The sequence below is a fragment of the Metapseudomonas cellulosilytica genome, from assembly GCF_049334135.1.
In the GTDB taxonomy this organism is placed as follows: Bacteria; Pseudomonadota; Gammaproteobacteria; order Pseudomonadales; family Pseudomonadaceae; genus Metapseudomonas.
This window is the reverse complement of record NZ_JBHZGN010000011.1, coordinates 166,107-191,948: the sequence shown is the minus strand read 5'-3', so window position 1 is coordinate 191,948 and position 25,842 is coordinate 166,107. Positions and strand designations below refer to the sequence as shown.

The window sequence follows — 25,842 nt, the reverse complement described above, 5'->3', positions numbered from 1 at the left end:
GTTTCCCGGCAGAACACAACGCATACGCCTCCTACGGTCCACGTTCCAGCTAGCGGGGTGGGAATTCTTTTTCCGTTGGGGGAGTTGTCCTACAACACCTCATGTTATATGTTGTCGTACAACTGATTTGGATTGTCGCGTGGGCGGCTTCCATGCCGGCCGGTTGCAAGACCACGGCCCGCATGAAGGTCAACGCGTAGTCGTCGATTCATCCAAAGCCCCCTGTACAAGGGCGTTAGACCCAGGTGTGGAGCGTTTCCGGCGCATGGGGGCGGGTAGGGCGCAGCATGCTCCGATAGCGGGCGATGAGCGCACAAGAGGATGAACGGTGGTTGGCAGTCTTTTTAGTTGTACGATAACGTATCTCTCAAGCCGATTAACGCCGGCTCAATTCAAACCGCTTCGCAGGGTGCTCGAATAATGAATCCACAAGAACTCAAGTCCATCCTCTCCTCCGGGCTGCTGTCCTTCCCCGTCACCGACTTCGACGCCGCCGGCAACTTCAATGCCGCGAGCTACGCCCGTCGCCTGGAATGGCTGGCTCCCTACGGTGCCTCGGCGCTTTTCGCCGCGGGCGGTACCGGTGAATTCTTCTCCCTGGCGCCGGACGAGTACTCCTCCATCATCAAGACCGCCGTCGACACCTGCGCCGGCAGCGTACCGATCCTCGCCGGTGTCGGTGGCCCGACCCGCCAGGCCATCCAGTACGCCCAGCAGGCGGAGCGCCTTGGCGCCAAAGGCCTGCTGCTGCTGCCGCACTACCTCACCGAAGCCAGCCAGGAAGGCGTGGCCGCCCACGTGGAGCAGGTGTGCAAGTCGGTGAACATCGGCGTGGTGGTCTACAACCGCAACGTCTGCCGCCTGACCCCGGCGCTGCTGGAGCAACTGGCCGAGCGCTGCCCGAACCTGATCGGCTACAAGGACGGCCTGGGTGACATCGAGCTGATGGTGTCCATCCGCCGCCGCCTCGGCGAGCGCTTCAGCTACCTGGGCGGCCTGCCCACCGCCGAGGTCTATGCCGCGGCCTACAAGGCCCTGGGCGTGCCGGTCTATTCCTCCGCGGTGTTCAACTTCATCCCGAAGACCGCCATGGACTTCTACAAGGCCGTCGCCGCCGACGACCACGCCACCGTCGGCAAGCTGATCGACGACTTCTTCCTGCCCTACCTGGACATCCGCAATCGCCGCGCCGGCTACGCCGTCAGCATCGTGAAAGCCGGTGCCCGTATCGTCGGCCATGACGCCGGCCCGGTCCGCGCACCGTTGACCGACCTGCTGCCGGACGAGTACGAGCGTCTCGCCGCGCTGATCGACGCCCAGGGCGCGCAGTGATCCGCAACCAGGAGATGGCTCGTGACTGACAAGCGCTACGACAACTACATCGGCGGGGAATGGGTGGCCGGCAACGGCTGGTCGCGCAATATCAACCCCTCCGACCTCACCGATTGCCTGGGCGAGTACGCCCAGGCCGACGCCGCCCAGGTGGCCCAGGCCATAGAGGCCGCACGCGCGGCCTTCCCGGCCTGGTCGGTTTCCGGCATCCAGGCCCGCGCCGACGCCCTGGACAAGGTGGGCAGCGAGATCCTCGCCCGCCGCGAGGAACTGGGCACCCTGCTGGCGCGGGAAGAGGGCAAGACCCTGCCCGAGGCCATTGGCGAGGTGAGCCGCGCCGGCAATATCTTCAAGTTCTTCGCCGGCGAGTGCCTGCGCCTGGCCGGCGAGGTGCTGCCCTCGGTACGCCCCGGCGTGTCGGTGGAGGTCACCCGCGAACCCCTGGGCGTGATCGGCCTGATCACCCCGTGGAACTTCCCCATCGCCATCCCGGCCTGGAAGATCGCCCCGGCGCTCGCCTACGGGAACTGCGTGGTGTTCAAGCCCGCCGACCTGGTGCCGGGCAGTGCCTGGGCCCTGGCCGAGATCATTTCCCGCGCCGGCTTCCCGGCCGGGGTGTTCAACCTGGTGATGGGCAGTGGCCGCGTCGTTGGCGAGGCCATGGTCAATGACGCCCGAGTCGACGGCATCAGCTTCACCGGTTCGGTGGGCGTCGGCCGCAGCATCGCCGCCGCCTGCGTCGCCCGTGGCGCCAAGGTGCAACTGGAGATGGGCGGCAAGAACCCGCAGGTGATCCTGGATGACGCCGACCTCAAGGTCGCGGTCGAGCTCGCCGTGCAGAGCGCCTTCTATTCCACCGGCCAGCGCTGCACCGCCAGCAGCCGCCTGATCGTCACCGCCGGCATCCACGACCGCTTCGTCGAGGCCATGGCTGAACGCATGCGTGGCATCCGCGTCGGCCATGCCCTGGGCAACGGTATCGACATCGGTCCGGTGGTGTCCCAGGCGCAACTGGAGCAGGACCTGCGCTACATCGACATCGGCCGCGACGAAGGCGCGCGCCTGGTGGCCGGTGGCGAGCGGGTGCGCTGTGACACCGACGGCTACTTCCTCGCCCCGGCGTTGTTCGCCGACAGCCACGAAGGGATGCGCATCAGCCGCGAGGAGATCTTCGGCCCGGTGGCCAACGTCATTCGCGTCGCCGGCTACGACGAGGCGCTGGCGCTGGCCAACGACACCGAGTTCGGCCTGTCCGCCGGTATCGCCACCACTTCGCTCAAGTACGCCAACCACTTCAAGCGTCACGCCCAGGCCGGGATGGTCATGGTCAACCTGCCCACTGCCGGGGTGGATTACCACGTGCCGTTCGGCGGTCGCAAAGGCTCGTCCTACGGGCCTCGCGAGCAGGGCCGCTACGCCCAGGAGTTCTACACCACGGTGAAAACCACCTACATCGCGGGCTGATCCAGGCGGGGGCAGGGCACGCCCCCGTACTCCATCAGGGACTACCGGTACAACAACAAGCACAGGTAGGAATTGGTCGTGAAGATCAAACGAGTCAGAGTCACCCCCATCGCCTTTCGCGATGCGCCGCTGCTCAATGCCAGCGGTATCCACGAGCCCTTCGCGCTGCGCTCGATCATCGAAGTGGAGAGCGACAACGGTTACATTGGCCTCGGCGAGAGCTATGGCGATGCCCCGGTCCTGGCAGTGCTGCAGGCCATGCAGGACAGCCTGGTCGGCCTGGACGCCTTCGACCTCAACGGCCTGCGCGCCCGCGTCAAGCAGACCGTGGCCCGCCTCGGACCGGCCAAGGCGGGCGCCGAGCTGGCCCCCGGCTCCCACCCCAGCAAGCAGGTGGCCAACGCCTATTCCGCCTTCGAAGTGGCCTTCCTCGACCTGCAGGCGCGTTCGCTGAACATGCCGCTGGTGGATCTGCTGGGCGGTGCCGTGCGCACCGAGGTGCCCTTCAGCGCCTACCTCTTCTTCAAGTACGCCAAACACATCGACGCACCTTACGCGCCGGACTCCTGGGGCGAGGCCCTTTCCGAGGAGCAGATCGTCGCCCAGGCCGCGCGGATGATCGAGGCCCACGGTTTCCAGAGCATCAAACTGAAGGCCGGCGCGCTGGCGCCGGAACATGAAGTGGCCTGCATCAAGGCGCTGAAGAAGGCTTTCCCGAACCACCCGCTGCGCATTGACCCCAATGGCAACTGGTCGCTGGAAACCGCCCTGCGCATGGCCGAGCTGCTCGGCGATGACCTGCAGTACTACGAAGACCCCACCCCGGGCCTGGAAGGCATGGCCGAGCTGCACGAGCGTACCGGCCTGTCCCTGGCCACCAACATGGTGGTCACCGACTTCGACGAATTCCGCCGCAGCGTGGCCCTGAACAGCGTGCAGATCGTCCTCGCCGACCACCACTACTGGGGCGGCCTGCGCGACACCCAGGTACTGGCGCGGATGTGCGACACCTTCGGCCTCGGCCTGTCGATGCACTCCAACTCACACCTGGGCATCAGCCTGATGGCCATGGCCCACGTGGCCGCCTCCGTGCCCAACCTCACCTACGCCTGCGACACCCACTATCCCTGGCAGGAAGAGGACGAGGAAGTCATCAAGGGCGGCAAGCTGCCGATCCAGGGCGGCTGCGTCAGCATCACCCGTGCGCCGGGCCTGGGCGTGGAACTGGACCAGGACCAACTGGCCAAACTTCATGAGCAGTTCCTGTCCATCGAAATCCGCAGTCGCGACGACGCCCGGCAGATGCGCAAGTACGACCCGGACTGGAAAATCACCAAGCCGAGGTTCTGAAACCCGTCCGCTGCCTGCGGAATGCACCACGACACTCGCGCGGTCACCCGCGCGGGCTCTTCGACAAGAACAATTCAGAGAGAAGAACCATGGGCGAAGTACTGAAGCAAACCCGTGTGCGTTACCTGATCCTGCTCATGCTGTTCCTGGTGACCACGATCAACTACGCCGATCGCGCCACCATTTCCATCGCCGGCTCCGCCATCCAGAAGGAGCTCGGCATCGACGCCGTCATGCTCGGCTACATCTTCTCCGCCTTCGGCTGGGCCTACGTGCTCGGCCAGATTCCGGGCGGCTGGCTGCTGGACCGCTTCGGCTCCAAGCGGGTCTACGCCTTCAGCATCTTCACCTGGTCGGTGTTCACCCTCCTTCAGGGCTTCGTCGATATGGTGCCGATCGCCTGGTCGGTGGCGACCCTGTTCCTGCTGCGTTTCCTGGTGGGCTTCGCCGAGGCGCCGTCCTTCCCCGGCAACGCGCGCGTAGTCGCCGCCTGGTTCCCCACCGCCGAGCGTGGCACGGCTTCCGCCATCTTCAACTCCGCGCAGTATTTCGCCACGGTGATCTTCGCGCCACTGATGGGCTGGATCGTCCACAGCCTGGGCTGGGAGCACGTGTTCATCGTCATGGGCACCATCGGCATCCTGTTCTCCGGGGTCTGGCTGAAGTTCATCTACAACCCCAAGGAACACCCGCTGATCAACCAGGCCGAGCTCGACCATCTGGCCAGCAACGGCGCCCTGGTGGACATGGACCAGAACCGTCGTCTGCCGGGCAACGGGCCGAAGTGGGAGCACATCAGACAACTGGTGAGCAATCGCATGATGGCCGGCATCTACCTGGGCCAGTTCTGCATCAATGCGCTCACCTACTTCTTCCTCACCTGGTTCCCGGTGTACCTGGTGCAGGAGCGCGGCATGACCATCCTCAAGGCCGGCATCATCGCCTCCCTGCCAGCCATTTGCGGCTTCGTCGGCGGCGTGCTCGGCGGTGTGCTCTCCGACTGGCTGCTGCGTCGCGGCCATTCCCTCAGCGTGGCGCGCAAGACCCCGATCGTCAGCGGCATGCTGCTGTCCATGACCATGATCCTGTGCAACTACGTGGATGCCGACTGGATGGTGGTGGGCTTCATGGCCCTGGCCTTCTTCGGCAAGGGCATCGGTGCCCTCGGCTGGGCGGTGATGTCGGATACCGCGCCCAAGCAGATCGCGGGTCTCGCCGGTGGCATCTTCAACACCTGCGGCAACCTGTCGTCCATCACCACCCCGATCGTCATTGGCTACATCATCGCCGCCACCGGCTCCTTCAAGTGGGCCCTGGTGTTCGTCGGCATCAATGCCTTCCTCGCCGCCTTCAGCTACCTGTTCATCGTCGGCGAGATCAAGCGCGTGGAACTCAAGGGCGTAAAGCCTGAAACCGGCGCCGCGGCGGCCACTTCCGAAGCACCCGCCGCCAGCCCGGTCCGTTAACCCGAGAAGGACAGCAAGATGACCCAGCACCCACTGCCCAGCAGCACTCCGCGCCTCACCGAGCTCACCGTCGTGCCGGTGGCCGGCCAGGACAGCATGCTGCTCAACTTGAGCGGCGCCCACGGCCCGTACTTCACCCGCAACGTGGTGATCCTGAAGGACAACGCCGGCCACGTCGGCGTCGGCGAAGTGCCCGGTGGCGAAGCCATTCGCCAGACCCTGGAAGACGCCCGCAGCCTGCTGGTGGGCCAGTCCATCGGCAACTACCAGCGCCTGCTCAACCAGGTGCGCCAGGCCTTCGCCGACCGCGACGCCGGTGGCCGCGGCCTGCAGACCTTCGACCTGCGCATCGCCATCCACGCCGTCACCGCCCTGGAGGCGGCCCTGCTCGACCTGCTCGGCCAGCACCTGGAAGTGCCGGTGGCGGCCCTGCTGGGCGAAGGCCAGCAGCGCGACGAGGTGGAGATGCTCGGCTACCTGTTCTACGTCGGTGACCGCAACAGGACCGATCTCGGCTACCGCAGCGAGGCCGGGGCCGACGATGCCTGGTTCCGCCTGCGCAATGAAGAGGCGCTGACCCCCGAGGCAGTGGTGCGCCTGGCCGAGGCCGCCCATGCCCGCTACGGATTCAACGACTTCAAGCTCAAGGGCGGCGTGCTGCAGGGCGAAGCGGAAATCGAGGCGGTGACTGCCCTGGCCGAACGCTTCCCCGAGGCGCGCATCACCCTCGACCCCAACGGCGCCTGGTCCCTGAAAGAGGCCATCGCCCTGTGCCGCGACCAGCACCAGGTGCTGGCCTACGCCGAGGACCCTTGCGGCGCCGAGAACGGCTATTCCGGCCGCGAGGTGATGGCCGAGTTCCGCCGCGCCACCGGCCTGCCCACTGCCACCAACATGATCGCCACCGACTGGCGGCAGATGGGCCACGCCATCTCCCTGCAGTCGGTGGACATTCCCCTGGCCGACCCGCACTTCTGGACCATGCAGGGCTCGGTGCGGGTGGCGCAGATGTGCAACGACTGGGGTCTGACCTGGGGCTCGCACTCCAACAACCACTTCGACATCTCCCTGGCGATGTTCACCCATGTGGCCGCGGCAGCGCCGGGCAAGATCACCGCCATCGACACCCACTGGATCTGGCAGGACGGCCAGCGCCTGACCAAGGAGCCGCTGCGCATCGTCGGTGGCAAGGTCGCGGTGCCACAAAAGCCGGGCCTCGGTGTCGAACTGGACATGGACGAACTGGCCCGCGCCCACGCGCTGTACAAGGCCAAGGGCCTGGGCGCCCGCGACGATGCGGTGGCCATGCAGTACCTGGTGCCGAACTGGACCTTCAACAACAAGCGGCCGTGCCTGGTGCGCTAAAGCAAGGAGCCAGTGTCCCTGTAGGGTGGACATCGCTCTTCATGTCCGCCATCGGAGCCGATCCCGCCCCCGATGGTGGATCGGTGAAGCGTGATCCACCCTACGGACGTCCACGGCCAAACCCCGAAAACAAAATGAAGTCAGTGCCGTAGGGTGGGCTTCAGCCCACCGCCGATGCCACAACCCAGAACAACAACGGAGTCAGCCATGCAGTTGATCCAACACCAGGACTCCCCGCGCCATGTACGGCTGCATCCCGACGACAACGTCGCCATCGTCGTCAACGAGCAGGGCGTGGCCGAAGGCGGCCGATTCCCCGATGGACTGGTCACCCGTGAAGCCATTCCCCAGAGCCACAAGGTCACCCTCGTCGACATCCCCGCTGGCGGCGCCGTGCTGCGCTATGGCACCGTCATCGGCCATGCCTTGCGGGACATTCCCCGTGGCAGCTGGGTGCGCGAGGAGCTGCTGAGCATCCCCGAGGCGCCAGGGCTGGACCACCTGCCCATGGCCACCGCCGTGCCGCCGCCGATGGCGGAGCTTCCGGGTTACACCTTCCAGGGATTCCGCAACCCGGACGGCAGCGTCGGCACCCGCAACATCCTCGGCGTCACCACCACCGTGCAGTGCGTCACCGGTGTGCTGGACCATTGCGTCGAGCGGGTGCGCAAGGAGATCCTGCCGAAGTACCCGAACGTCGATGACGTGATCGCCCTGACCCACAGCTACGGCTGCGGCGTGGCCATCAACGCGCCGGACGCGGTGATCCCCATCCGCACCCTGCACAACATCGCGCGCAACCCCAACCTGGGCGGTCAGGCGCTGGTGATCGGCCTCGGCTGCGAGAAGTTGCAGGCCGAGCAACTGATGCCCGGCGACGAACTCACCGCCGGCCAGAACGAGGAAGCCTGGCTGTTCCGCCTGCAGGATTCAGCCAATGGTTTCGCCGGCATGGTGGAGCGGATCATGGGCATGATCGAAGACCGCCTGAAGGTGCTGGATGCGCGCCGCCGGGAAACCTGCCCGGCCTCGGAGCTGGTGCTGGGCATGCAGTGCGGCGGCAGCGATGCCTTCTCCGGCGTCACCGCCAACCCGGCTCTGGGCGTGGCGGCCGACCTGCTGGTACGCGCCGGCGCTACCGTGATGTTCTCGGAGAACACCGAAGTGCGTGACGGTATCCACCTGCTCACCCCGCGCGCGGCGACGCCCGAAGTGGCCCAGGCGCTGGTGCGGGAAATGGACTGGTACGACCGCTACCTCGCCCGGGGCATGGCCGATCGCAGCGCCAACACCACCCCCGGCAACAAGAAGGGCGGGCTGAACAACATCGTCGAGAAGGCCATGGGCTCCATCGCCAAGTCCGGGAACAGCGCCATCGCCGGCGTGGTCGCTCCCGGCGAGCGCGTGCGTGGCAAGGGCCTGCAGTACTGCGCCACCCCGGCCAGCGACTTCATCTGCGGCACCCTGCAACTGGCGGCGGGGATGAACCTGCACGTCTTCACCACCGGTCGCGGCACGCCCTACGGCCTGGCCATGGTGCCGGTGATCAAGGTCTCCACCCGCACCCAGCTCGCCGAGCGCTGGCCCGACCTGATCGACGTCGACGCCGGGCGCATAACCTCCGGGCGCATCACCCTGGAGGAAATGGGCTGGGAGCTGTTCCGCTACTACCTCGACGTGGCCAGCGGGTGCGAGCGCACCTGGGCCGAGAAGCACCGGCTGCATAACGACCTGACCCTGTTCAACCCGGCTCCGGTAACCTGAGGCATCGACAACGAAGGGAGACATCGGATGCAACCCAGGACACTCCAGATCGGCCCGCTGACGTCGCGCTTCAACCAGCGCATGGCCGGCGAGCACGGCGCTGTCGCCCTCTGGCAGCAGGACGATGCCGTACGCTTCCTTGAAGCGCACGGCGCTGACTTCGACATCCTGGTCACTTCGGCGCGCTTCGGTTGCACCCGGGCGCAGCTCGATTTGCTGCCCAACCTGCGGGCCATCTGCAGCTTCGGCGTCGGCTACGACGCCATCGCGGTGGATGAGGCGCGCCGGCGCGGCATCCAGGTCAGCTACACCCCCGACGTGCTCAACGACTGTGTCGCCGACCTGGCCATGGGCCTGGTGATCGATTGCGCACGGCGTATCAGCGCGGCGGACCGCTTCGTCCGCGCAGGGCTCTGGCCGGCTGGCAACTATCCGCTGGCGCGCAAGGTCAGCGGCAAGCGTCTGGGGATTGTCGGCCTCGGCCGCATCGGCAAGGACGTGGCGCGCCGCGCCGGCGGCTTCGACATGCAGGTGCGCTACCACAACCGCCGTCCGGATGCCGCCATCCCCGACGGCTTCGAGCCGGACCTGCTGGCGCTGGCACGCTGGGCCGACTTCCTGGTGCTCTCCTGCCCCGGTGGCGCGGCCACCCATCACCTGATCTCGGCGCCGGTGCTCGACGCCCTGGGGCCGGAGGGCATCCTGATCAACGTCGCCCGTGGCTCGGTGGTGGATGAAGAGGCGCTGGTGGCGGCGTTGCTGGAGGGCCGCCTGGGCGGTGCCGGTCTCGACGTGTTCGAGGCCGAGCCGCGCGTGCCGGAGGCGCTGTTCGCGCTGGACAACGTGGTGCTGGCGCCGCATATCGGCAGTGGCACCGAGGAAACCCGCCTGCAGATGGAGGAACTGGTGTTCGCCAACCTGCGGGCCTTCCTCGACAAGGGCGAGGTGCTGACCCCGGTGGTCTGACCCGCCCCTTCGATAGCGGTGGCCGCCTCGCGCGGTCCCCTATGCGGAGCCTCGCCACAAGCGGGGTGCCGCTTCCCCCCACGAAATTGCATTGCAGTCTCGCAGTGACGGCGTACCACGAGTGCGCAGGATTTTTTATGAGGGCCCGTAGGTTGGGCTGAAGAATGAAGCCCAACGTCACGGTGTCCCGAGAGACCCGGATCGTTGGGCTTCGCTGCGCTCAGCGCCAACCTACGGTAGAGCCAGAGCGCTAGCGATACCAGCGCGGTGTGTAGACCCAATCCTCGCCGTTCCCCTTGGGCACCCGGCGGGTCAGCGACGAGCCGATGATCACCAGGGTGCGCATATCCACTTGCTCCGGGGTCAGCTCGCCCAGGGTGGTGAGGGTCAGCTTTTCCGCCGGGCGGCCGATGTCGCGGCCCAGCACCACCACGGTTTCCGGCTTGCGATGGCGGGCGACTATCTCCAGGGCGCGGCCCAGTTGCCAGGGGCGAGCCCTGGAAATGGGGTTGTAGAAGGCCATGGCCAGGTCGGCGGCAGCGGCGTGGTCGAGGCGGTTCTCGATCACCTCCCAGGGCTTGAGGTTGTCCGACAGCGACAGCAGGCAGAAGTCATGGCCCAGCGGTGCGCCGGCCTTGGCTGCGGTGGCCAGGGCGGCGGAGACACCGGGGAATACCTGCAACTCCACCTGCAGCCAGTGCGGATCGCGGGATTCGTCCAATGCTTCGAGCACGGCGGCGGCCATGGCGAACACCCCCGGGTCGCCGGAGGACACCACCACCACGCGGCGGCCGCTGGCCGCCAGTTCGAAGGCGTGGCGGGCCCGTTGCAGTTCCTCGCGGTTGTCGGTGCAGTGCGCCACCTGGTCGGGGCGCAGCGGGCCGGCCATGCGGATGTAGGTCTCATAGCCCAGCAGATCCTCGGCCTCGTCCAGTGCCTGGCGGCCGGCCGGCACCATGAACTCGGCGGCACCGGGGCCGAGGCCGACCACGGTGAGGCGCCCGCGCGGCTGGCCGACCCGGGCCGGGTCCAAGGGGGCATCAGCCCGATAGAGGCGGATGCCTTCCGCCTGCTGGTGCAGGGGGGGCAGGGCGCCTTCATCGGTGACGAAACGCAGTGGCACAGCGAGTTCGGCGGCGATGGCAGCCAGCTCGACATCAACCATGCGCTCGCGATCGGCCAGCAGGCAGGCCAGGGAAAGGGGCGCCAGGCCTGCGGCGGAGAGTGCCCGGCGTACCGCCTCGGCGTCGGCCTCGCCGTCGATTCGCGCCACCGCCACGCGCGGGTGGATCAGCAGCTCATGGCGCTCGGCCGGACGCGCCTCGGCGGTGATGTGGATTACCCGCTGTGCCTCATCCGCCAACGGCAGGCGGGCGTCATCCAGCCAGGGCGCGGCGCCCTCGACACGCACGGCCTCGCCCCCCAGCAGATCGGAAACAAAGCGTTTGCCCTGCTCGATATCGGCCAGGGCATAGCCCGCCGGCGGGTCCAGCAGGCAGGTGCCGAAGCGCAGTTCGCCGCTGGTGGTGATGGCTGGCGTCACCGCAAGCAGGGCGGCGATCTCCCGCGCCATGCGGTTCACACCTCCCAGGCCGCCGAGCAGCGGCACCACGGCGCTGCCGTCCTCGGCTAGGGCCAGCACCGGCGGCTCGGCGCCCTTGCTCGCCAGCACCGGCGCCAGGGTGCGGAAAACGATGCCAGCGGCGCACAGGGCGATGATCGGAGTGTCGCTGCGGTACAGCTCGCGCAGGGTTTCGCCGAACTCGGCGTAGCTCTGGTCGGCGCCATCCACCCGATGTTCCAGGCCGAGGATGCGTGCCTGTGGATAAAGCCCCTGGAGGCGTCTGGCGACCGGCAGGCCGGTATTGCCGAGCAGGACGATGGCCGGGGCGTTATGCATGGTCGGATTCCCCAAGTAGGGTGCGCGGTGCGCACCGGGAGTCATTGGTGCGCACGGCGCACCCTACAGGTGGAAGCTCATCGAGGAACATCAGCCTCTCCACTTCTGGCCGGGGACGACGATCATCGAGAAATAGGGCGAGGCCATCGGGTCCACTTCGTCCAGCGGCACGATGCGCTGGTTGGCCATGGTGGCGCGCTCCACGTAATGGGCGCGGCCGGCGATGCCGAGGTCCTGGAGCACCCGGCGCACCTTGTCGAAGTTGCGCCCGAGCTTCATCACCACCGCAGCCTCGGCGTCTGCCAGGCGGGCCTTCAGCTCGTCCTCCGGCAGCACGCCGGAAAGCACCGACAGGCTCTGGTTGCGGTACACCAGCGGCACGCCGAGCACCGCCGCGCTGCCCAGCATGGAGCAGACGCCGGGCACCACCTCTACCTCGTAGCGGCCGGCCAGGCGGTCGTGCAGGTACATGTAGGAGCCGTAGAAGAAGGGGTCGCCCTCACAGATCACCGCCACGTCGCGGCCGGCGTCCAGGTGCCGGGCGACCTGCTCGGCGGCAGTGTCGTAGAAGTCGCTGATGACAGTCTCGTAGGACAGCGGCGGCTCCAGTTTCTCGGTGGTCACCGGATAGACCAGCGGCATGCGCTGCTGGGTTTCGCTGAGGTGCTGCTCGATGATGCCGAAGGCATTGCCGCCCTGGCCCTGGTTGGCCTTTGCCTTGGCCACGAAGTAGCCCACCACCGGTGCCGATTGCAGCAGGCGCAGGGCTTTCACCGTGATCAGTTCGGGGTCGCCGGGGCCTACGCCCAGGCCGATCAGCCGTCCTTTGCGCTCCATCATTCCACCTCCGTGGCCAGGGCGTTGACCGCCGCCGCCGCCATGGCGCTGCCGCCGCGACGGCCGCGCACGATTACATAGGGCACGCCACGGCTATCGGCGGCGAGCATGTCCTTGGATTCCGCCGCACCGACGAAACCCACCGGGAAACCGAGGATAAGCGCCGGTTTCGGGGCGCCGGCATCGAGCATTTCCAGCAGGTAGAAGAGCGCCGTGGGCGCATTGCCGATCACCACCACGCTGCCTTCCAGGTGCTCGCGCCAGTGCTCCAGGGCCACCGCCGAGCGGGTGTTGCCCAGTTCGCGGGCCAGTTCCGGCACGCCCGGATCATTGAGGGTGCAGACGACCTTGTTGTCCGCCGGCAGGCGCGCGCGGGTGATGCCCTCGGCCACCATCCGCGCATCGCAGAGGATCGGCGCGCCATTGGCGATGGCGGCGCGGCCGGCGGCACCGGCGCCGGGGGAGAAGCGCAGGTCCTCCACCACGTCGACCATGCCGCAGGCGTGGATCACCCGCACAGCGAGCTTTTCCAGGTCGGCGGGAATGCCGGCGAGATTCGCTTCGGCGCGGATGATGGAAAAGGAGTTGCGATAGATCTCCTGACCATCGCGGATGTACTCGATCATGGGGTGTAACTCCAGGTGTCAGGAGAGGCGGCCAGGCGTCCGCCGGCCTCTTGGATGCTGAGGTCACGCGCCAGCAAACGGCCGAAGCCGGTGCCGCCGCGCTGGTAAAGGTCGTAGCGGCCGGGGCCGGTGGCGAGCAGGGTGAAGGGCAGCGCATGGGCGGCGGCGCAGGACCGCGGACAGCCGCTGAGGTGGACCACGGCGTCCGCCGGCAGCCGCGGGGCCAGGGCCAGTGCGTCGGCCTTGGTGTCGGCCAGGCCCTTGGCGCAGCCCGTGGAGCCGGTGCAGGCGATCAGCCGGGCCAGGGGCTCGCGGGGGTGAGTAACCAGGCCCAGGGCCTGCAGGGCGTGCAGCACCGCTTCGCCGTCGCGGACGTTGGGCAGCAGCACCGATTGCCAGGGCGTCAGGCGCAGGCTGCCATCGCCCAGGCTATCGGCAAGGTCGGCAAGGTCGGCAAGCAGCGTGGCATCCAGCCGGCCCAGGGCGGGCGCGCCACCTGCATGGCGGCCATCGCGAATGCCCAGGTGGGCGAAGGGCTGCGGGGCTGGGCGGCGCCAGTCGCCGGCGGGCAGCAGCGGCACCTCCAGTCGTTGCTGCAGGCGCAGCAGCAGGTCGCCTACCGGGTGATCGGCGAGCAGGTGGCGCATGCGTGTCTGCTCGGGTGTCGCCAGTTCGAGGAAGAGCTCCAGCAGGGTCTCCACCAGCGCTGGCACCTGGCTGCGGGGGACTGCGGCCAGGGCGGGCGCGTCGTCAGGCGATTGCGGCGGGCAGCCGGCCAGGCCGAAGGCGAACAGCGCGTCCTCGCCACGGGACATGGCGGCCAGCCAGATATCGTGGGGATGCTCCAGCATCGCCAAGGCCTCGCCGCCGTCCAGCAGCAGAGCGAACTTGGGCGACAGGGCGTGGAACTGCGGCGTGTCCTGCAGCAGGGCGAGCAGTTGGTCGGCCAGGGGCGAGATATCCACAAGGGCGCGGGTGTCGAGGCCGGCGAGCGGGCTGACCATCAGGTTGCGCACATCGTCGGCACCGGGGGAGCTGGCGCCCAGCCCGGCGGCCAGCAGCGCGTCGGTCAATGCCCGTTCGGCGCCGGCCTTCACGCCGCGTACCTGCAGGTTGGCGCGGTTGGTGGCCTCGACCACGCCGCCGGCGAATTCGCGGGCGGCCCGCGCCACGGCGCGGGCCTGTGCCGAGCTCAGGCGGCCGCAGGGCAGCTTGATCCGGCAGATGCCACCGTCCTTCGCCTGGACGATGCGCAACAGGCCAGGGCAGGCCGAGGGGCGGACGGATAGCGATGTGGGCTGGGCGTGCTTCACTCAGGTCACCATGGTTGGCGTCGCGGCGACCCGGTTCCCTAAGCTAGGGACAACGTTGCACCGATACACCCCGCTCGATGCGTACACACGCGACTGGTCCCATCGGCAGGTCTCCTGGCTGGCAGGTCATCATCCATTGCGGCCTTCCCGAAACTCAGTGGCCTGGAATGCATGGACTCGCTGCTTACAGTTGCGGGGGCAGCCACGGCTCGACCGTGTTCCCTCTTAGGCTGGGGCTCGTCAGGTGAGCGCCAGCGACCGATGAAGGGCGCTATTATGCCCGCTTTGCCCGGACCGATGAAAAGGCTGCCTGTCGGGAGCCGAATGGCCCTGGCGTTTTCAGAATTGAGGACGGCAAATGCAGCCCTGGCTGACAGTGGTGGGAATAGGCGAAGACGGCTATGCGGGCCTGGGTAAGGCCGCGCGCCATGCCCTGCTGGGCGCCGCCGAAGTGGTGGGCGGGCCGCGCCAGCTCGACCTGCTGCCCCGCTGCATCCGCGCCCGCCGCACACCATGGCCGAGCCCGTTCTCGCTGGTGCCGGTGCTGGAAAAGCGCGGCACGCCCATCTGCGTACTGGCCAGCGGCGACCCCATGCTGTTCGGCGTCGGTGCCAGCCTGGCCCGGCAGGTCACGGTGGACGAAATGCGCGTGATCCCCGCGCCGTCTTCCTATTCGCTGGCCGCGGCTCGTCTGGGCTGGGCGCTGCAGGAGGTCACCCTGCTTTCGGTGGTGGCCCGGCCCCTGGCCGCCCTCAATGCCCATCTTCACGATGGCGCCCGCCTATTGGTACTGAGCAACGACGGTTCCAGCCCCGCTGCCATCGCCGCGCTGCTGGCCGAACGCGGCTTCGGCCCCAGCCGTCTCACCGTGCTGGAACACCTGGGCGGTGAGCGCGAACGGCGCATCGACGGCAGCGCCGGTGCCTGGTCCCTGGTCGATGCCGCCGCCCTCAATCTGGTGGCCATCGAGTGCCGCGCCGGCGAAGGCGCCCGGCCATTGCCGCTGACCACCGGCCTGCCCGACGACGCCTACCGCCATGACGGCCAACTGACCAAGCGCGACGTCCGCGCCATCACCCTGGCGCGGTTGGCGCCGCGTCCCGGCGAACTGCTCTGGGATGTGGGCGCCGGCTGCGGCTCCATCGGCATCGAATGGATGCGCGCACACCCGAACTGCCGCGCCATCGCTATCGAAGCCAACGAAGGCCGCCAGGCGCACATCCGCCATAACCGCGATGCCCTCGGCGTGCCCGGCCTGCAACTGGTGGCCGGCCAGGCCCCGGCGGCGCTGGAGGGGCTGCCCGCCCCGGATGCCATCTTCATCGGCGGCGGCGTCACCGAGCCTGGCGTGCTGGAAACCTGCTGGCGCCAGCTCAAGCCCGGCGGCCGCCTGATCGCCAACGCCGTGACCCTGCAGAGCGAAGCCACCCTGGTGGCCTTCCGCGAACGCCAGGGCGGCGAACTCACCCGCATCGCCATCGCCCAGGCCCAGCCGCTGGGCGGCTTCGATACCTGGCGCTCGGCATTGCCGATTACCCTGCTGGAAGTGGTGAAGCCATGACTTCGACGCTGCTTTTCCTCCCTATCCCCCAAGGGGGAGAGGGGACTGAACCGAGCGCGCCTGAACATGCGTGACGAAACCCCCGAACAGCCCGCGCCATTGCGCAGCGGCTACACCACCGGTAGCTGCGCCACCGCCACCAGCCTGGCGGCGGCGCGCCTGCTGCTGGGTGGGCCAGAGCTGGATGCGGTGGAGATCATCCTGCCCAAGGGGCGGGAGGTGCTGATGCGCCTGGAGTTCTGCCGGTTGATCGAGGGCGGCGCCGAAGCCGGCACCTTGAAAGATGCCGGCGACGACCCGGACGTGACCCACGGAGCCTTGATCTATGCCCAGGTACGTCTCGCTGCTGAGCCCGGTGTGCGCTTCCGCGCCGGCCCCGGCGTCGGCACTGTCACCAAACCAGGCCTGACCCTGGCGGTCGGTGAGCCCGCCATCAACCCGGTGCCGCGGCAGATGATGACGGGGCACCTGACCCAGCTCGCGGCAGAGCAGGGCTATACCGGCGGCTTCGAGGTGACCATTTGCGTGCAGGGCGGCGAGGAGCTGGCGCTGAAGACCATGAATCCGCGCCTGGGCATTCTCGGCGGGCTGTCCATCCTCGGCACCACCGGCATCGTCCGACCCTTCTCCTGCTCGGCCTACATCGCCTCCATCCAGCAAGGCATAGACGTGGCCCGCGCCAATGGCTTCACCCACCTGGCCGCCTGCACCGGCAATGCCAGCGAGGACGCCATGCGCCGCCGCTACCACCTGGATGACACCGCCCTGATCGAGATGGGCGATTTCGTCGGTGCTGCGCTCAAGCATCTGCGCAAGGCCCCGGTGGAAAAGTTCAGCCTGTGCGGCGGCTTCGGCAAGATCAGCAAGCTCGCCGCCGGTCATCTGGACCTGCACAGCCGCAGCTCCAGCATCGACCTGCCGCTGCTGGCGCAATGGGCCGCCGACCTGGGCGCCAGTACCGAGCTGCAGGACGCCATGCGCGGCGCCAATACCAGCCAGCTGGCGCTGGTCATGGCCCATGACGCCGGCATTCCCCTGGGCAACGCGGTCTGTGCCCACGCGCTGGCCTTCGCCCGCAAGACGGTGCCGTCCAGCGTGTCGCTGGAGGTCTTCGCCATCGACCGCCAGGGCAACATCGTCGGCGAGGCCGTGGAACAACGATGAGACGCATCCTCCTGCTGGGCGGCGTCAGCGAGGCCCTGGCCATCGCCCGTCGTTTGGGTGCCGAGCACATCTACAGCCTCGCCGGCCTCGGCAAGGTGCCCGATGACCTGGCCTGCCAGGTGCGTGTCGGTGGCTACGGCGGTGCCGAGGGGCTGGCCCGCTTCATCGCCGAAGAAGCCATCGGCCTGCTGCTGGACGCCACCCATCCCTATGCCGCGCAGATCAGCCGCAATGCCGCGACCGCCGCCGAGCTGGCCGGCATTCCCTGCTGGGCGCTGCGCCGTCCCGGCTGGCAGGCCGGCCCCGGGGATGACTGGCGCGAGGTGGCTGATTGGGCCGAGCTGATCGAGGCGCTGACGGGCTTCCGCCGACCCTTCTTCACGCTGGGGCGTGAGCCCCTGGATCACCTCCACGAAATCCCTTCGCAGCAGCACTGGACGGTGCGCTGCCTGCAATCTCAACCCGCAGGCCAGGCTTACGAAGTCATCGGCGCTCGCGGTCCCTTCAACCTTGACGACGAGCGCGAGCTGTTCTCCCGATTGCAGAGCGATGTGCTGATCAGCAAGAACAGCGGCAGCCAGTCCACCGAGCCCAAGCTGCAGGTGGCCCGCGAATTGGGGTTGCCGGTATTGATCCTCAAGCGTCCGGACTTGCCCGCCGTGGCCCGCGAATTCGATTCAGTCGAAGGCCTCTGGCAGGCCCTCACGACCTACCTGGAAACCCCATGACTGCAACCCCCTACGCTCGCGTGCTGTTCGCCGGGCCAGACCTTGGCGAAGGCTCCTTTGCCGAACTCTTCCGCCGCCAACTCACGGCCCTGCTCGGCGAGGCGGCCCTGGCCGATATCGTCGATACGTCCTCCGACCACGACGCCCTCTGGGCCGTTGTGCAGTCCAGCCCGCGCCCGTTGCTGGTGATCGACCTCGATCCGCAATCCTCCCCCCAGCACCTGGACTGGTTGCGCAGCGAACTGGGCAGGCTGGACACCCCCGACCAGCTCTTCGCCGCCAGCCTGCTGGGCCAGTACGACGCCGACCCGGCAGGCGCCGCTTGTGCCCTGGCCGACCGCCGCGAACTGCACCTTCCCTGCGTGGATGTGCCGGCCTTGCCTGAGCGCCATTCCTGGTCCTGCATCCCGCCCCACGCCCGCCGATTGCTGCTGTGCAACGGCCCGCGCTGCACCCGCCGCGGTGCCCTGCCGTTGTGGAAGAAAATGCGGGAAACCCTGAAGGCCGCCGGCAAGCTGGAGTGCGCAGGCGGCGTGCACATCACCCGCAGCCAATGCCAGTTCCCCTGCGACGAAGGCCCCACCGCGAGCCTCTATCCGGAAGGGGAGTGGTACCGCATTCGTGACGAGGAAGAGGTGCTGCGCTGGGTGCAGGAGCGGATCGTGGAAGACCGGCCGGTGCCGGAGATGTTGATGAAGACGTGACCGGGGCGGCGTCATTGATGGGTTTCGCGGAACGCCGCCCGACCCATCCTGCGTGGTGACTCCGTAGCTTCGTAGGATGGGTGGAGTGCAACGATACCCATCGATTCACAGCTCCGAGATGACCCGGTATTCCGCCTCCAACTCCTCCGCCAGCTTCTTCGCACGCCCCAGGCGAATCGGCCCGCCCTCGATATCCACCAGCAGCGTCGGGCAACCCAGCGGGTCCAGCGCCGGCCATTCCTTCAAACGCCCATCGGTGAGGATCAGCATCCGCTGCTCCTCGGCCGGTTTCTGCCGTTGCCGACGTGCCAGCCAGTGGGCTGATTGCTGCAGCGCATCGATCAATGGAGTGCCGCCGCCAGCGCCAAGTTCGGCGAGCCAGTGGTGCAGGGCTGGGGAGGCTTTCTGGCCTTGCCAGAGCCACTGCGGCTGGCGCCCTGTGGCGTGGAGCACGGCGAGGCGGGCGCGCTGGCGATAGGCGGCGTCGAACAGGCCGGCCAGCAGCCCCTTGGCCTGGGCCAGAGCGCCATGGCGGCGGGTGGAGGCGGAGGCATCGACGACCACCAGCCAGAGCTGGTCAGGGCGCTGGCTGCGCGGCGCACGCACCAGATCAGCGGCCTTGCGCGGGCGGCCGCGCAACAGGGTGGGCAGCCACTGAATGGCGCCAGCGGTCCCCGCGCGGCGAGCGCCGCTGCGGCCGTGGCCGAGCTGGCCGGGTCTGGGCCGGGCATCCGCGCCTTTGACCGTGCGCGGGCGGATGCTCAGGGCTTTTTTGGCCAGCGCGGCAGGTCGCGCCGTTCACCCATGGGCACGGCCTGTGCTGGCAATTCGCCCCATTGGCCTTCGCCACCGGATGCCTGCGATTGCGAGCCGGCGGGTGGGAACTGCGGCGGCTGGGAGGCGGGCGGCGGCGTGTGGGTACGGCGGTGGGCCAGGGCGAAGTGTTCGACAGCGTCGATATCCTCCGCCTCGATCCGCTCGGCTCCTCGCCAGGCGGCATGGGCGCGGGCGGCACGCAGCCAGACCAGATCGGCGCGCAGGCCGTCTACTCCGGCGGCGAAGCAGCGCCGGGCGATGTCATCCAGTGCGGCATCGTCCAGCGGAATGTTCGCAAGACGTGCGCGGGCATCCTGGCAACGGCGGGCGAGGGCCTGTTGCTCGTCGCTCCAGCGGGCGATGAAACCCTGCGGGTCGGCGTCGAACGCCAGGCGACGGCGGACGATCTCGGCGCGCTCGGTCGGTTGTGGCTGGCCGCCCTGCAGTACCTTGAGACCGAAGCGGTCCAGCAGCTGCGGGCGCAGTTCGCCTTCCTCGGGGTTCATCGTGCCGATCAGCACGAAGCGCGCCGGGTGGCGGTGGGAGATGCCGTCGCGCTCCACCTGGTTCATGCCACTGGCAGCCACGTCCAGCAGCAGGTCCACCAGGTGGTCGGGCAGCAGGTTCACTTCGTCCACATAGAGCACGCCGCCATGGGACTTGGCCAGCACGCCGGGGGAGAAGCGCGCGCGGCCTTCGCCCAGCGCCGCGTCCAGGTCCAGGGTGCCGACGATGCGTTCCTCGCTGGCACCGAGCGGCAGGGTGACGAAGATGCCGTCCGGCAGCAGGTCGGCGATGCCACGGGCCAGGGTGGACTTGGCCATGCCGCGCGGACCCTCGATCAGCACACCACCAATGCCCGGGTCGATGGCGGCGAGGTAGAGCGCCAGCTTCAGCTCGTCTGCGCCGACGACGGCGCTCAGGGGGAAGTGGGGGAGGTCGGACATGACGGGTTCCTGGGAGGGCATGCCGCGCATGGTAGCTAAAGGCGGAGGTAGCCGATAGAAATCAGTGATTGAACGGCGCGCGGCGATGCAGTAGGTTAGCCAGCATTCGCTTTGGAGATTGTCATGCCGCACCTCGCTTCCACGTCGCTCATCGCTCGCCCGGCCAAGGCCCCGGCGCGCGTGCGCGTGGCCGCTGCGGCCAGCTATTTCTATGGGTATTGGTTTAGCCACGGGCTGGCCTGATACCCAATCAGGCGGCCCACTCCAGCAGGGTCGCCGCCAAAGCTCCACGAAACCCCCGGTCGGCAACCCGACCGGGGGTTTTTGTTTTCCGGCCCACAAGGCCAAACGCACGACATTCGAGGATCGCACCATGATCAGCTATCGCACCTACCAGACCTATTACCGCAACTCCGACTGGCGATTTAGCCGCTCCAGCACCGCTCAGACACCATTGAATCGAACACCCAGATAGCGCCGCGCGCGGATCGAGCCGCGCCGGCTGAGGATGCCAGTCATGAACTCTTCCGTTTCCGTTCTGCCCACCGCTGTACAGCCGCTCCACGCCATGGCGCTGGAGGCTGCCCTTCCCCCATCGCGCAGCACCCAACCGCTGCCCACCCCCGCCGAACTGCGCCAGCGCCTGCCGCTGTCCCATGAGCTAGCCCACCAGATCCGCGCCCAGCGCGAGGCCGTGCGTGCCGTGCTGGATGGCGAGGATTCGCGCCTGCTGGTGGTGGTCGGCCCCTGTTCGATCCACGATGCGGAATCCGCCCTCGACTACGCCCGCCGCCTCGCCGCGCTGGCGCCGCAGGTCAGCGACCAGCTGCTGCTGGTGATGCGCGCCTACGTCGAAAAGCCGCGCACCACCGTGGGTTGGAAGGGCCTGGTCTACGACCCGCACCTGGATGGCAGTGGCGACATGGCCGAGGGCCTGGCCCTGAGCCGCCGGCTGATGCTGGAAATGGCCGAGTTGGGCCTGCCGATCGCCACCGAGCTGCTGCAGCCACTGGTGGCCGGCTACCTGGATGACCTGCTGAGCTGGGCCGCCATCGGCGCGCGCACCAGCGAGTCGCAGATCCATCGGGAAATGGTCAGCGGCCTGGACCTGCCGGTGGGCTTCAAGAACGGAACCGATGGCAGCCTCGGCATCGCCACCGACGCCATGCGCTCGGCGGCCCATGCACACCAGCACTTCGGCATCGATGCGCTGGGTCGTCCGGCTCTGGTGCTGACTGCCGGCAACGCCGATACCCACCTGGTACTGCGCGGTGGCCACAAGGGCCCGAACCATGACGCGGCGAGTGTGCAGGCGGCCCGTGCAGGGTTGGAGAAGCTGGGCATCGCACCGCGCATCCTGGTCGATTGCAGCCATGCTAACAGCGGCAAGGACCCGCTGCGTCAGCCGGCGGTGCTGGAAGACGTGGTCAATCAGCGCCTGGCCGGCCAGGACGCGCTGCGCGGGGTGATGATCGAGAGCCATCTGTTCGATGGTGCGCAGGCGCTGTCCTGCGACCTGCGCTACGGAGTGTCCGTCACCGATGGTTGCCTGGGCTGGGAAGGCACCGAGCGCATCCTGCGGGAGGCGGCAAAGCGGTTGCGTGGGTGAGTTGCCGAGTTCCGAGCGGTGCCGGGCTTCCCTCTCCCCCGGCGCCTCTCCCTGAAGAGGAGAGGGGTGACTCACGAGCTTGGCTCCGCGCGGACTGCCCCCTCTCCCTCTGGGAGAGGGCTGGGGTGAGGGCACTACCAGGCCACTCGGTGCTGTAGGGACAACTTCGTTGCCCTTGGCGAATGAATTCGCCCCTACAGCTCCTCACTATCCATCAACAGATTCTCGATCGCCTCGCGGTACTCGCCGGGGTTCTCCCAGAGCCCACGTTGCTGCGCTTCCACCAGCCGCTCGGCGATGTCGCGCAGGGCTTCAGGGTTGTGCTGGCGAATGAACTCGCGGGTGTCCTCGTCCAGCAGGTAGGCGTCGGCCAGCAGTTGGTACTGGTGGTCGTCCACCAGTTCGCTGGTGGCGTCGAAGGCGAAGAGGTAGTCCACCGTCGCCGCCAGCTCGAAGGCGCCCTTGTAGCCGTGGCGCTTCATGCCGGCGATCCACTTGGGATTGGCGGCACGGGCGCGGACCACGCGGGCCAGTTCTTCCTTGAGGCTGCGGATGCGCGGCAGGTCCGGCTGGCTGTGATCGCCGTGGTAGCTGGCGACCTTCTCACCGCGCAGGGTTTCGGCAGCGGCGAGCATGCCGCCCTGGAACTGGTAGTAGTCGTTGGAATCGAGGATGTCGTGCTCGCGGTTGTCCTGGTTCTGCAGCACGGCCTGCAGGCGCTGCAAGCGCTGGGCGAAGCGCTCCCGCGCCGGGGTGCCAGCGTCCTGGGCGCCGTAGGCGTAGCCGCCCCAGTTGAGGTAGACCTCGGCCAGTTCGGCGCGGTTCTGCCACTGACGCTCCTCGATCGCCCCCTGCACGCCGGCGCCATAAGCGCCGGGCTGGGCACCGAATACGCGCCAGCCGGCCTGCAGGCGGGCGTCTTCGGCGCCCAGGCCGTCGGCGGCGAGGCGCGCGCTTTCCTGTTTCACCCGTGCGGCCAGCGGGTTCATGTCTTCCGGCTCGTCCAGCTCGGCCACGGCCTGCACGGCGGCATCGAACAGGCGGATAAGGTTGGCGAAGGCATCGCGGAAGAAGCCCGACACCCGCAGGGTGACGTCCACTCGTGGGCGATCCAGCAGGGACAGCGGCAGGATCTCGAAGTCCTCCACCCGCTGGCTGCCGGCCTGCCATACCGGGCGCACGCCCATCAGCGCCAGGGCCTGGGCAATGTCGTCACCGCCGGTGCGCATGGTGGCGGTGCCCCAGACGGAGATACCGAGCTGGCGCAGGTGGTCGCCGTGGTCCTGCAGGTGGCGCTCCAGCAGCAGGCTGGCGGACTGGAAGCCGAGGCGCCAGGCCGTGGGGGTGGGCAGATTGCGCACATCCACGGTGAAGAAGTTGCGTCCGGTGGGCAGCACGTCGAGGCGCCCACGGCTGGGGGCGCCGCTGGGGCCGGGCGGGACGAAGCGGCCATCGAGCGCCGCAAGCACGCCGCCGATTTCGGCGCTGCCGCAGGCGTCCAGGGTGGGGGCGATCACCGTGCGGAGCTTGTGGATAACCCCAGCGCTGGCCGCTCCGACGGATTCGCAATCCGCTGATTCAATCATCCGCAGCGCCAGCAGTTCCAGGCGTTCGCGGGTATCGCCATTGCTGCGCCAGGGATCGCAGCTGACTGCTTGCAGTACCGGAGGGCGCGGTCCTTGCCAGTCCTCGGCCCAGTTGCAATCGAGCGGATCACGGCCCAGTTCCAGGTCAGATGCGAGGGCGCGCAGCAAACTGGCATTGGCACCCTTGCCGTCGCCGCGCGGGATGCGCACCAGGGACAGCAGGGTGTCATCGCGCAGGCGCCCGGCGGGGGACTCGCCGAATACATGGAGACCGTCGCGGATCTGCGATTCCTTGAGGTCGCAGAGGTAGGCGTCCAGTTGCGGCAGCCAGCTTTCCGGGTCGTCGTTGATGACGAGATTCAGCTCGCGGTCGAGAGCGGTGGCTTTCACCAGTTCGAGGATTTCCCCGCGCAGCTGCACGGCGCGGCGCGGGTCCAGCAGGGAGGCGTCGTAGTACTCGTCGGCCAGGCGTTCCAGGTCGCGCAGCGGGCCGTAGTTCTCGGCGCGGGTCAAGGGCGGCATCAGGTGGTCGATGATCACCGCCTGGGCGCGGCGCTTGGCTTGGGCGCCTTCGCCGGGGTCGTTGACGATGAAGGGGTAGATATTCGGCAGCGGGCCCATCACCGTGTCCGGCCAGCACTCGGCGGAGAGGCCGACGCCCTTGCCCGGCAGCCATTCGAGGTTGCCGTGCTTGCCGACATGGATCAGTGCGTCGGCGGCGAAGACTTCCCGCAGCCAGAAGTAGAAGGCGAGGTAGCCGTGGGGCGGCACCAGGTCGGCGTCGTGGTAGATGGCCGCCGGGTCCAGTTGGTAGCCACGAGCCGGCTGGATACCGACGAAGGCGAGACCCAAGCGCAGGCCGGCCACCATCATGCGGCCCGAGCGGAACATCGGGTCCTGTTGCGGCTCGCCCCAGCGTTCGCGCACCGCGCGTTGGTTGGCCTCGGGCAGGCGGGCGAAGCAGGCGAGGTAATCATCGAGCGCCAGGCTCTGGGCGCAGGGGCGCAGGTCGAGGCTGTCCAGGTCGTTGCTGACGCCGCCCAGCAGGTTGTGGATAAGCGCCGTGCCGCTGTCAGGCAGGCCGGCGAGCGGATAGCCCCCGGCCTCCAGCGCGCGGAGGATGTTCAGCGCGGCGGCCGGGGTGTCCAGGCCTACGCCATTGCCGATGCGGCCGTCGCGGGTGGGATAGTTGGCGAGGATCAGGGCGACGCGCTTGTCGGCATTACGCTTGTTCGCCAAGTCGCACCAGCGCCGCCCCAGTTCGGCGACGAAGTCCATGCGCTCCAGCTGCGGCAGGTAGCAGACGACGTCACTCTGGCTGCGTTCGCTGCGCCAGGCCAGGCCCTTGAAGCTGACGGGGCGGGTGATGATGCGGCCGTCCAGTTCCGGCAGGGCGATGTGCATGGCCAGGTCGCGCGGGCCCAGGCCTTGGGGGTTGTCGCGCCAGAGCGGTTCGTTGTCCAGGGAGCAGATGGCCTGCAGCACCGGGATGTCGCGGCGGAAGGGCCGCAGGCTGGGGGCGTCCGGGTTGGACTGGGCGAAGCCCGTGGTGTTGATGATCAGCCCGGCGTCGGCTTCGTCCAGCCAGTTTTCCACTGCCGCCAGGCACTCGGCTTCCTTGAGGCTGGCCACGGCGATGGGCAGGGGATTCAGGCCCTGGGCGGCCAGGCGTTTGCAGAAAGCGTCGATGAAGGCGGTGTTCGCTGCCTGCAGGTGGGTGCGGTAGAAGAGCAGGGCGGCCACCGGCTGGCCGGGGCACCAGTCGGCTTGCCAGTCTTCCAGGCGAGCTGGGTGAAGGCGCGGGTGATAGAGCGCGACGCGGGGCAGGGCCTGGGGCTCGCGCCAGGGGTAGTCGCGCCCCAGCCACTGGTTGGCGATGCAGGCGAGGAACTGGCGGGCATTGTCCAGGCCGCCCTGGCGCAGGTACTGCCAGAGGCGTTCGGCGTCTTCGGCCGGCACGTTGCAGAGGCTTGCCAGCTCGGGGTCGGGACGGTCGTCGCCGGGCACCAGGATCAGCTTCACGCCGCGTTCGGCCAGGGCCGCCAGCTGTTCGATGCCATAGCGCCAGTAGCCCACGCCGCCATGCACGGAAATGAGGATGACCCTGGCGTGTTGCAGGACCTCGTCGACGTAGAGGTCCACCGAGGCATGGTTCTGCAGCTGCATGGGGTTGGCCAGGCGCAGGCTCGGGTAGTCCTCCGGCAGCTCGCGGGCGGCCTCGGCCAGCAGTGCAAGGTGCGAATCGCCGCTGCAGAGGATCACCAGTTCGGCGGGCGTCTGGGCCAGGTGGGCGATGCCGTCGTCGGGGACGAAGCCACCGGGTTGGGTGCGCAGGAGGTGCATG

General features: G+C 68.2%; 19 protein-coding genes and 1 riboswitch. Of the genes, 12 read left to right on the top strand and 7 right to left on the bottom strand.

The annotated features are described in order from the left end of the window. Window positions 1–420: 420 nt before the first annotated feature. From kdgD to ACFW0H_RS16095, 7 genes are all read left to right on the top strand, one after another. A complete protein-coding gene (gene kdgD / locus ACFW0H_RS16125) occupies window positions 421–1,332 on the top strand; it encodes a 5-dehydro-4-deoxyglucarate dehydratase (protein ID WP_422914897.1) in 912 nt (303 codons plus the stop codon). Window positions 1,333–1,353: 21 nt separating this feature from the next. After that, window positions 1,354–2,796, top strand: a complete 1,443-nt coding sequence (locus ACFW0H_RS16120) for an aldehyde dehydrogenase family protein (RefSeq protein ID WP_422914896.1) — start codon at window positions 1,354–1,356, stop codon at window positions 2,794–2,796. 78 nt (window positions 2,797–2,874) lie between these two features. Next, window positions 2,875–4,146, top strand: a complete 1,272-nt coding sequence (locus ACFW0H_RS16115) for a glucarate dehydratase family protein (protein WP_422914895.1) — start codon at window positions 2,875–2,877, stop codon at window positions 4,144–4,146. An 89-nt stretch (window positions 4,147–4,235) separates the two neighbouring features. After that, window positions 4,236–5,612, top strand: a complete 1,377-nt coding sequence (locus ACFW0H_RS16110) for an MFS transporter (RefSeq protein ID WP_422914894.1) — start codon at window positions 4,236–4,238, stop codon at window positions 5,610–5,612. Between the two features lie 18 nt (window positions 5,613–5,630). Continuing rightward, the gene (gene gudD, locus ACFW0H_RS16105; protein ID WP_422914893.1) at window positions 5,631–6,977 is read left to right on the top strand and encodes a glucarate dehydratase; all 1,347 of its coding nucleotides are present in this window, start codon (window positions 5,631–5,633) and stop codon (window positions 6,975–6,977) included. 207 nt (window positions 6,978–7,184) lie between these two features. Next, window positions 7,185–8,741, top strand: a complete 1,557-nt coding sequence (gene garD, locus ACFW0H_RS16100) for a galactarate dehydratase (protein WP_422914892.1) — start codon at window positions 7,185–7,187, stop codon at window positions 8,739–8,741. A 27-nt stretch (window positions 8,742–8,768) separates the two neighbouring features. Then, window positions 8,769–9,707: a 2-hydroxyacid dehydrogenase gene (locus tag ACFW0H_RS16095; protein ID WP_422914891.1), complete on the top strand. Its 939-nt coding sequence runs from the start codon at window positions 8,769–8,771 to the stop codon at window positions 9,705–9,707. A gap of 250 nt (window positions 9,708–9,957) precedes the next feature. On the opposite strand, the gene cobJ is transcribed toward ACFW0H_RS16095, so the two are convergent. From cobJ to cobG, 4 genes are all read right to left on the bottom strand, one after another. Next, complete coding sequence (gene cobJ / locus ACFW0H_RS16090; RefSeq protein WP_422914890.1) at window positions 9,958–11,607, bottom strand: precorrin-3B C(17)-methyltransferase; 1,650 nt, start codon at window positions 11,605–11,607, stop codon at window positions 9,958–9,960. A 90-nt stretch (window positions 11,608–11,697) separates the two neighbouring features. Further along, window positions 11,698–12,447 (bottom strand): precorrin-2 C(20)-methyltransferase, encoded by a 750-nt coding sequence (locus tag ACFW0H_RS16085; RefSeq protein WP_422914889.1) that lies wholly within the window; start codon window positions 12,445–12,447, stop codon window positions 11,698–11,700. Next, window positions 12,444–13,070 carry a precorrin-8X methylmutase gene (locus ACFW0H_RS16080; protein WP_422914888.1) on the bottom strand — a complete coding sequence of 209 codons (627 nt, stop codon included), beginning with the start codon at window positions 13,068–13,070 and terminating at the stop codon, window positions 12,444–12,446. Before ACFW0H_RS16080 ends, ACFW0H_RS16085 begins: the two co-directional genes overlap by 4 nt. After that, window positions 13,067–14,383, bottom strand: coding sequence for a precorrin-3B synthase (gene cobG, locus ACFW0H_RS16075; RefSeq protein ID WP_422914887.1), 1,317 nt, complete (start codon window positions 14,381–14,383; stop codon window positions 13,067–13,069). The genes ACFW0H_RS16080 and cobG overlap by 4 nt, the downstream gene beginning before the upstream one ends. Before the next feature lie 87 nt (window positions 14,384–14,470). Continuing rightward, a riboswitch (cobalamin riboswitch) is annotated at window positions 14,471–14,661 on the bottom strand. Window positions 14,662–14,741: 80 nt separating this feature from the next. Between cobG and cbiE the strand changes: the two genes are divergently transcribed. The 4 genes from cbiE to ACFW0H_RS16055 all read left to right on the top strand — a co-directional run bounded on the left by cbiE (window position 14,742) and on the right by ACFW0H_RS16055 (window position 18,540). Continuing rightward, entirely contained in the window at window positions 14,742–15,944 is a 1,203-nt protein-coding gene (gene cbiE, locus ACFW0H_RS16070) for a precorrin-6y C5,15-methyltransferase (decarboxylating) subunit CbiE (RefSeq protein ID WP_422914886.1), read from the top strand. A gap of 66 nt (window positions 15,945–16,010) precedes the next feature. Beyond that, window positions 16,011–17,108, top strand: coding sequence for a cobalt-precorrin-5B (C(1))-methyltransferase (locus ACFW0H_RS16065; RefSeq protein ID WP_422914885.1), 1,098 nt, complete (start codon window positions 16,011–16,013; stop codon window positions 17,106–17,108). Then, a complete protein-coding gene (locus ACFW0H_RS16060) occupies window positions 17,105–17,836 on the top strand; it encodes a cobalt-precorrin-6A reductase (RefSeq protein WP_422914884.1) in 732 nt (243 codons plus the stop codon). The genes ACFW0H_RS16065 and ACFW0H_RS16060 overlap by 4 nt, the downstream gene beginning before the upstream one ends. Further along, complete coding sequence (locus ACFW0H_RS16055; RefSeq protein ID WP_422914883.1) at window positions 17,833–18,540, top strand: (2Fe-2S) ferredoxin domain-containing protein; 708 nt, start codon at window positions 17,833–17,835, stop codon at window positions 18,538–18,540. The genes ACFW0H_RS16060 and ACFW0H_RS16055 overlap by 4 nt, the downstream gene beginning before the upstream one ends. Before the next feature lie 105 nt (window positions 18,541–18,645). Here ACFW0H_RS16055 and ACFW0H_RS16050 read toward each other — a convergent pair whose 3' ends face one another. Further along, the gene (locus tag ACFW0H_RS16050) at window positions 18,646–19,320 is read right to left on the bottom strand and encodes a vWA domain-containing protein (protein ID WP_422914911.1); all 675 of its coding nucleotides are present in this window, start codon (window positions 19,318–19,320) and stop codon (window positions 18,646–18,648) included. After that, window positions 19,302–20,303 carry an ATP-binding protein gene (locus ACFW0H_RS16045; RefSeq protein ID WP_422914882.1) on the bottom strand — a complete coding sequence of 334 codons (1,002 nt, stop codon included), beginning with the start codon at window positions 20,301–20,303 and terminating at the stop codon, window positions 19,302–19,304. Before ACFW0H_RS16045 ends, ACFW0H_RS16050 begins: the two co-directional genes overlap by 19 nt. 517 nt (window positions 20,304–20,820) lie before the next feature. On the opposite strand from ACFW0H_RS16045, the gene ACFW0H_RS16040 reads away from it, so the two are divergent. Further along, window positions 20,821–21,912: a 3-deoxy-7-phosphoheptulonate synthase gene (locus tag ACFW0H_RS16040; RefSeq protein ID WP_422914881.1), complete on the top strand. Its 1,092-nt coding sequence runs from the start codon at window positions 20,821–20,823 to the stop codon at window positions 21,910–21,912. A gap of 194 nt (window positions 21,913–22,106) precedes the next feature. Here the strand turns inward: ACFW0H_RS16040 and cobN are convergent, their stop codons facing one another. After that, the gene (cobN, locus tag ACFW0H_RS16035) at window positions 22,107–25,841 is read right to left on the bottom strand and encodes a cobaltochelatase subunit CobN (RefSeq protein WP_422914880.1); all 3,735 of its coding nucleotides are present in this window, start codon (window positions 25,839–25,841) and stop codon (window positions 22,107–22,109) included. Window position 25,842: the final 1 nt, after the last annotated feature.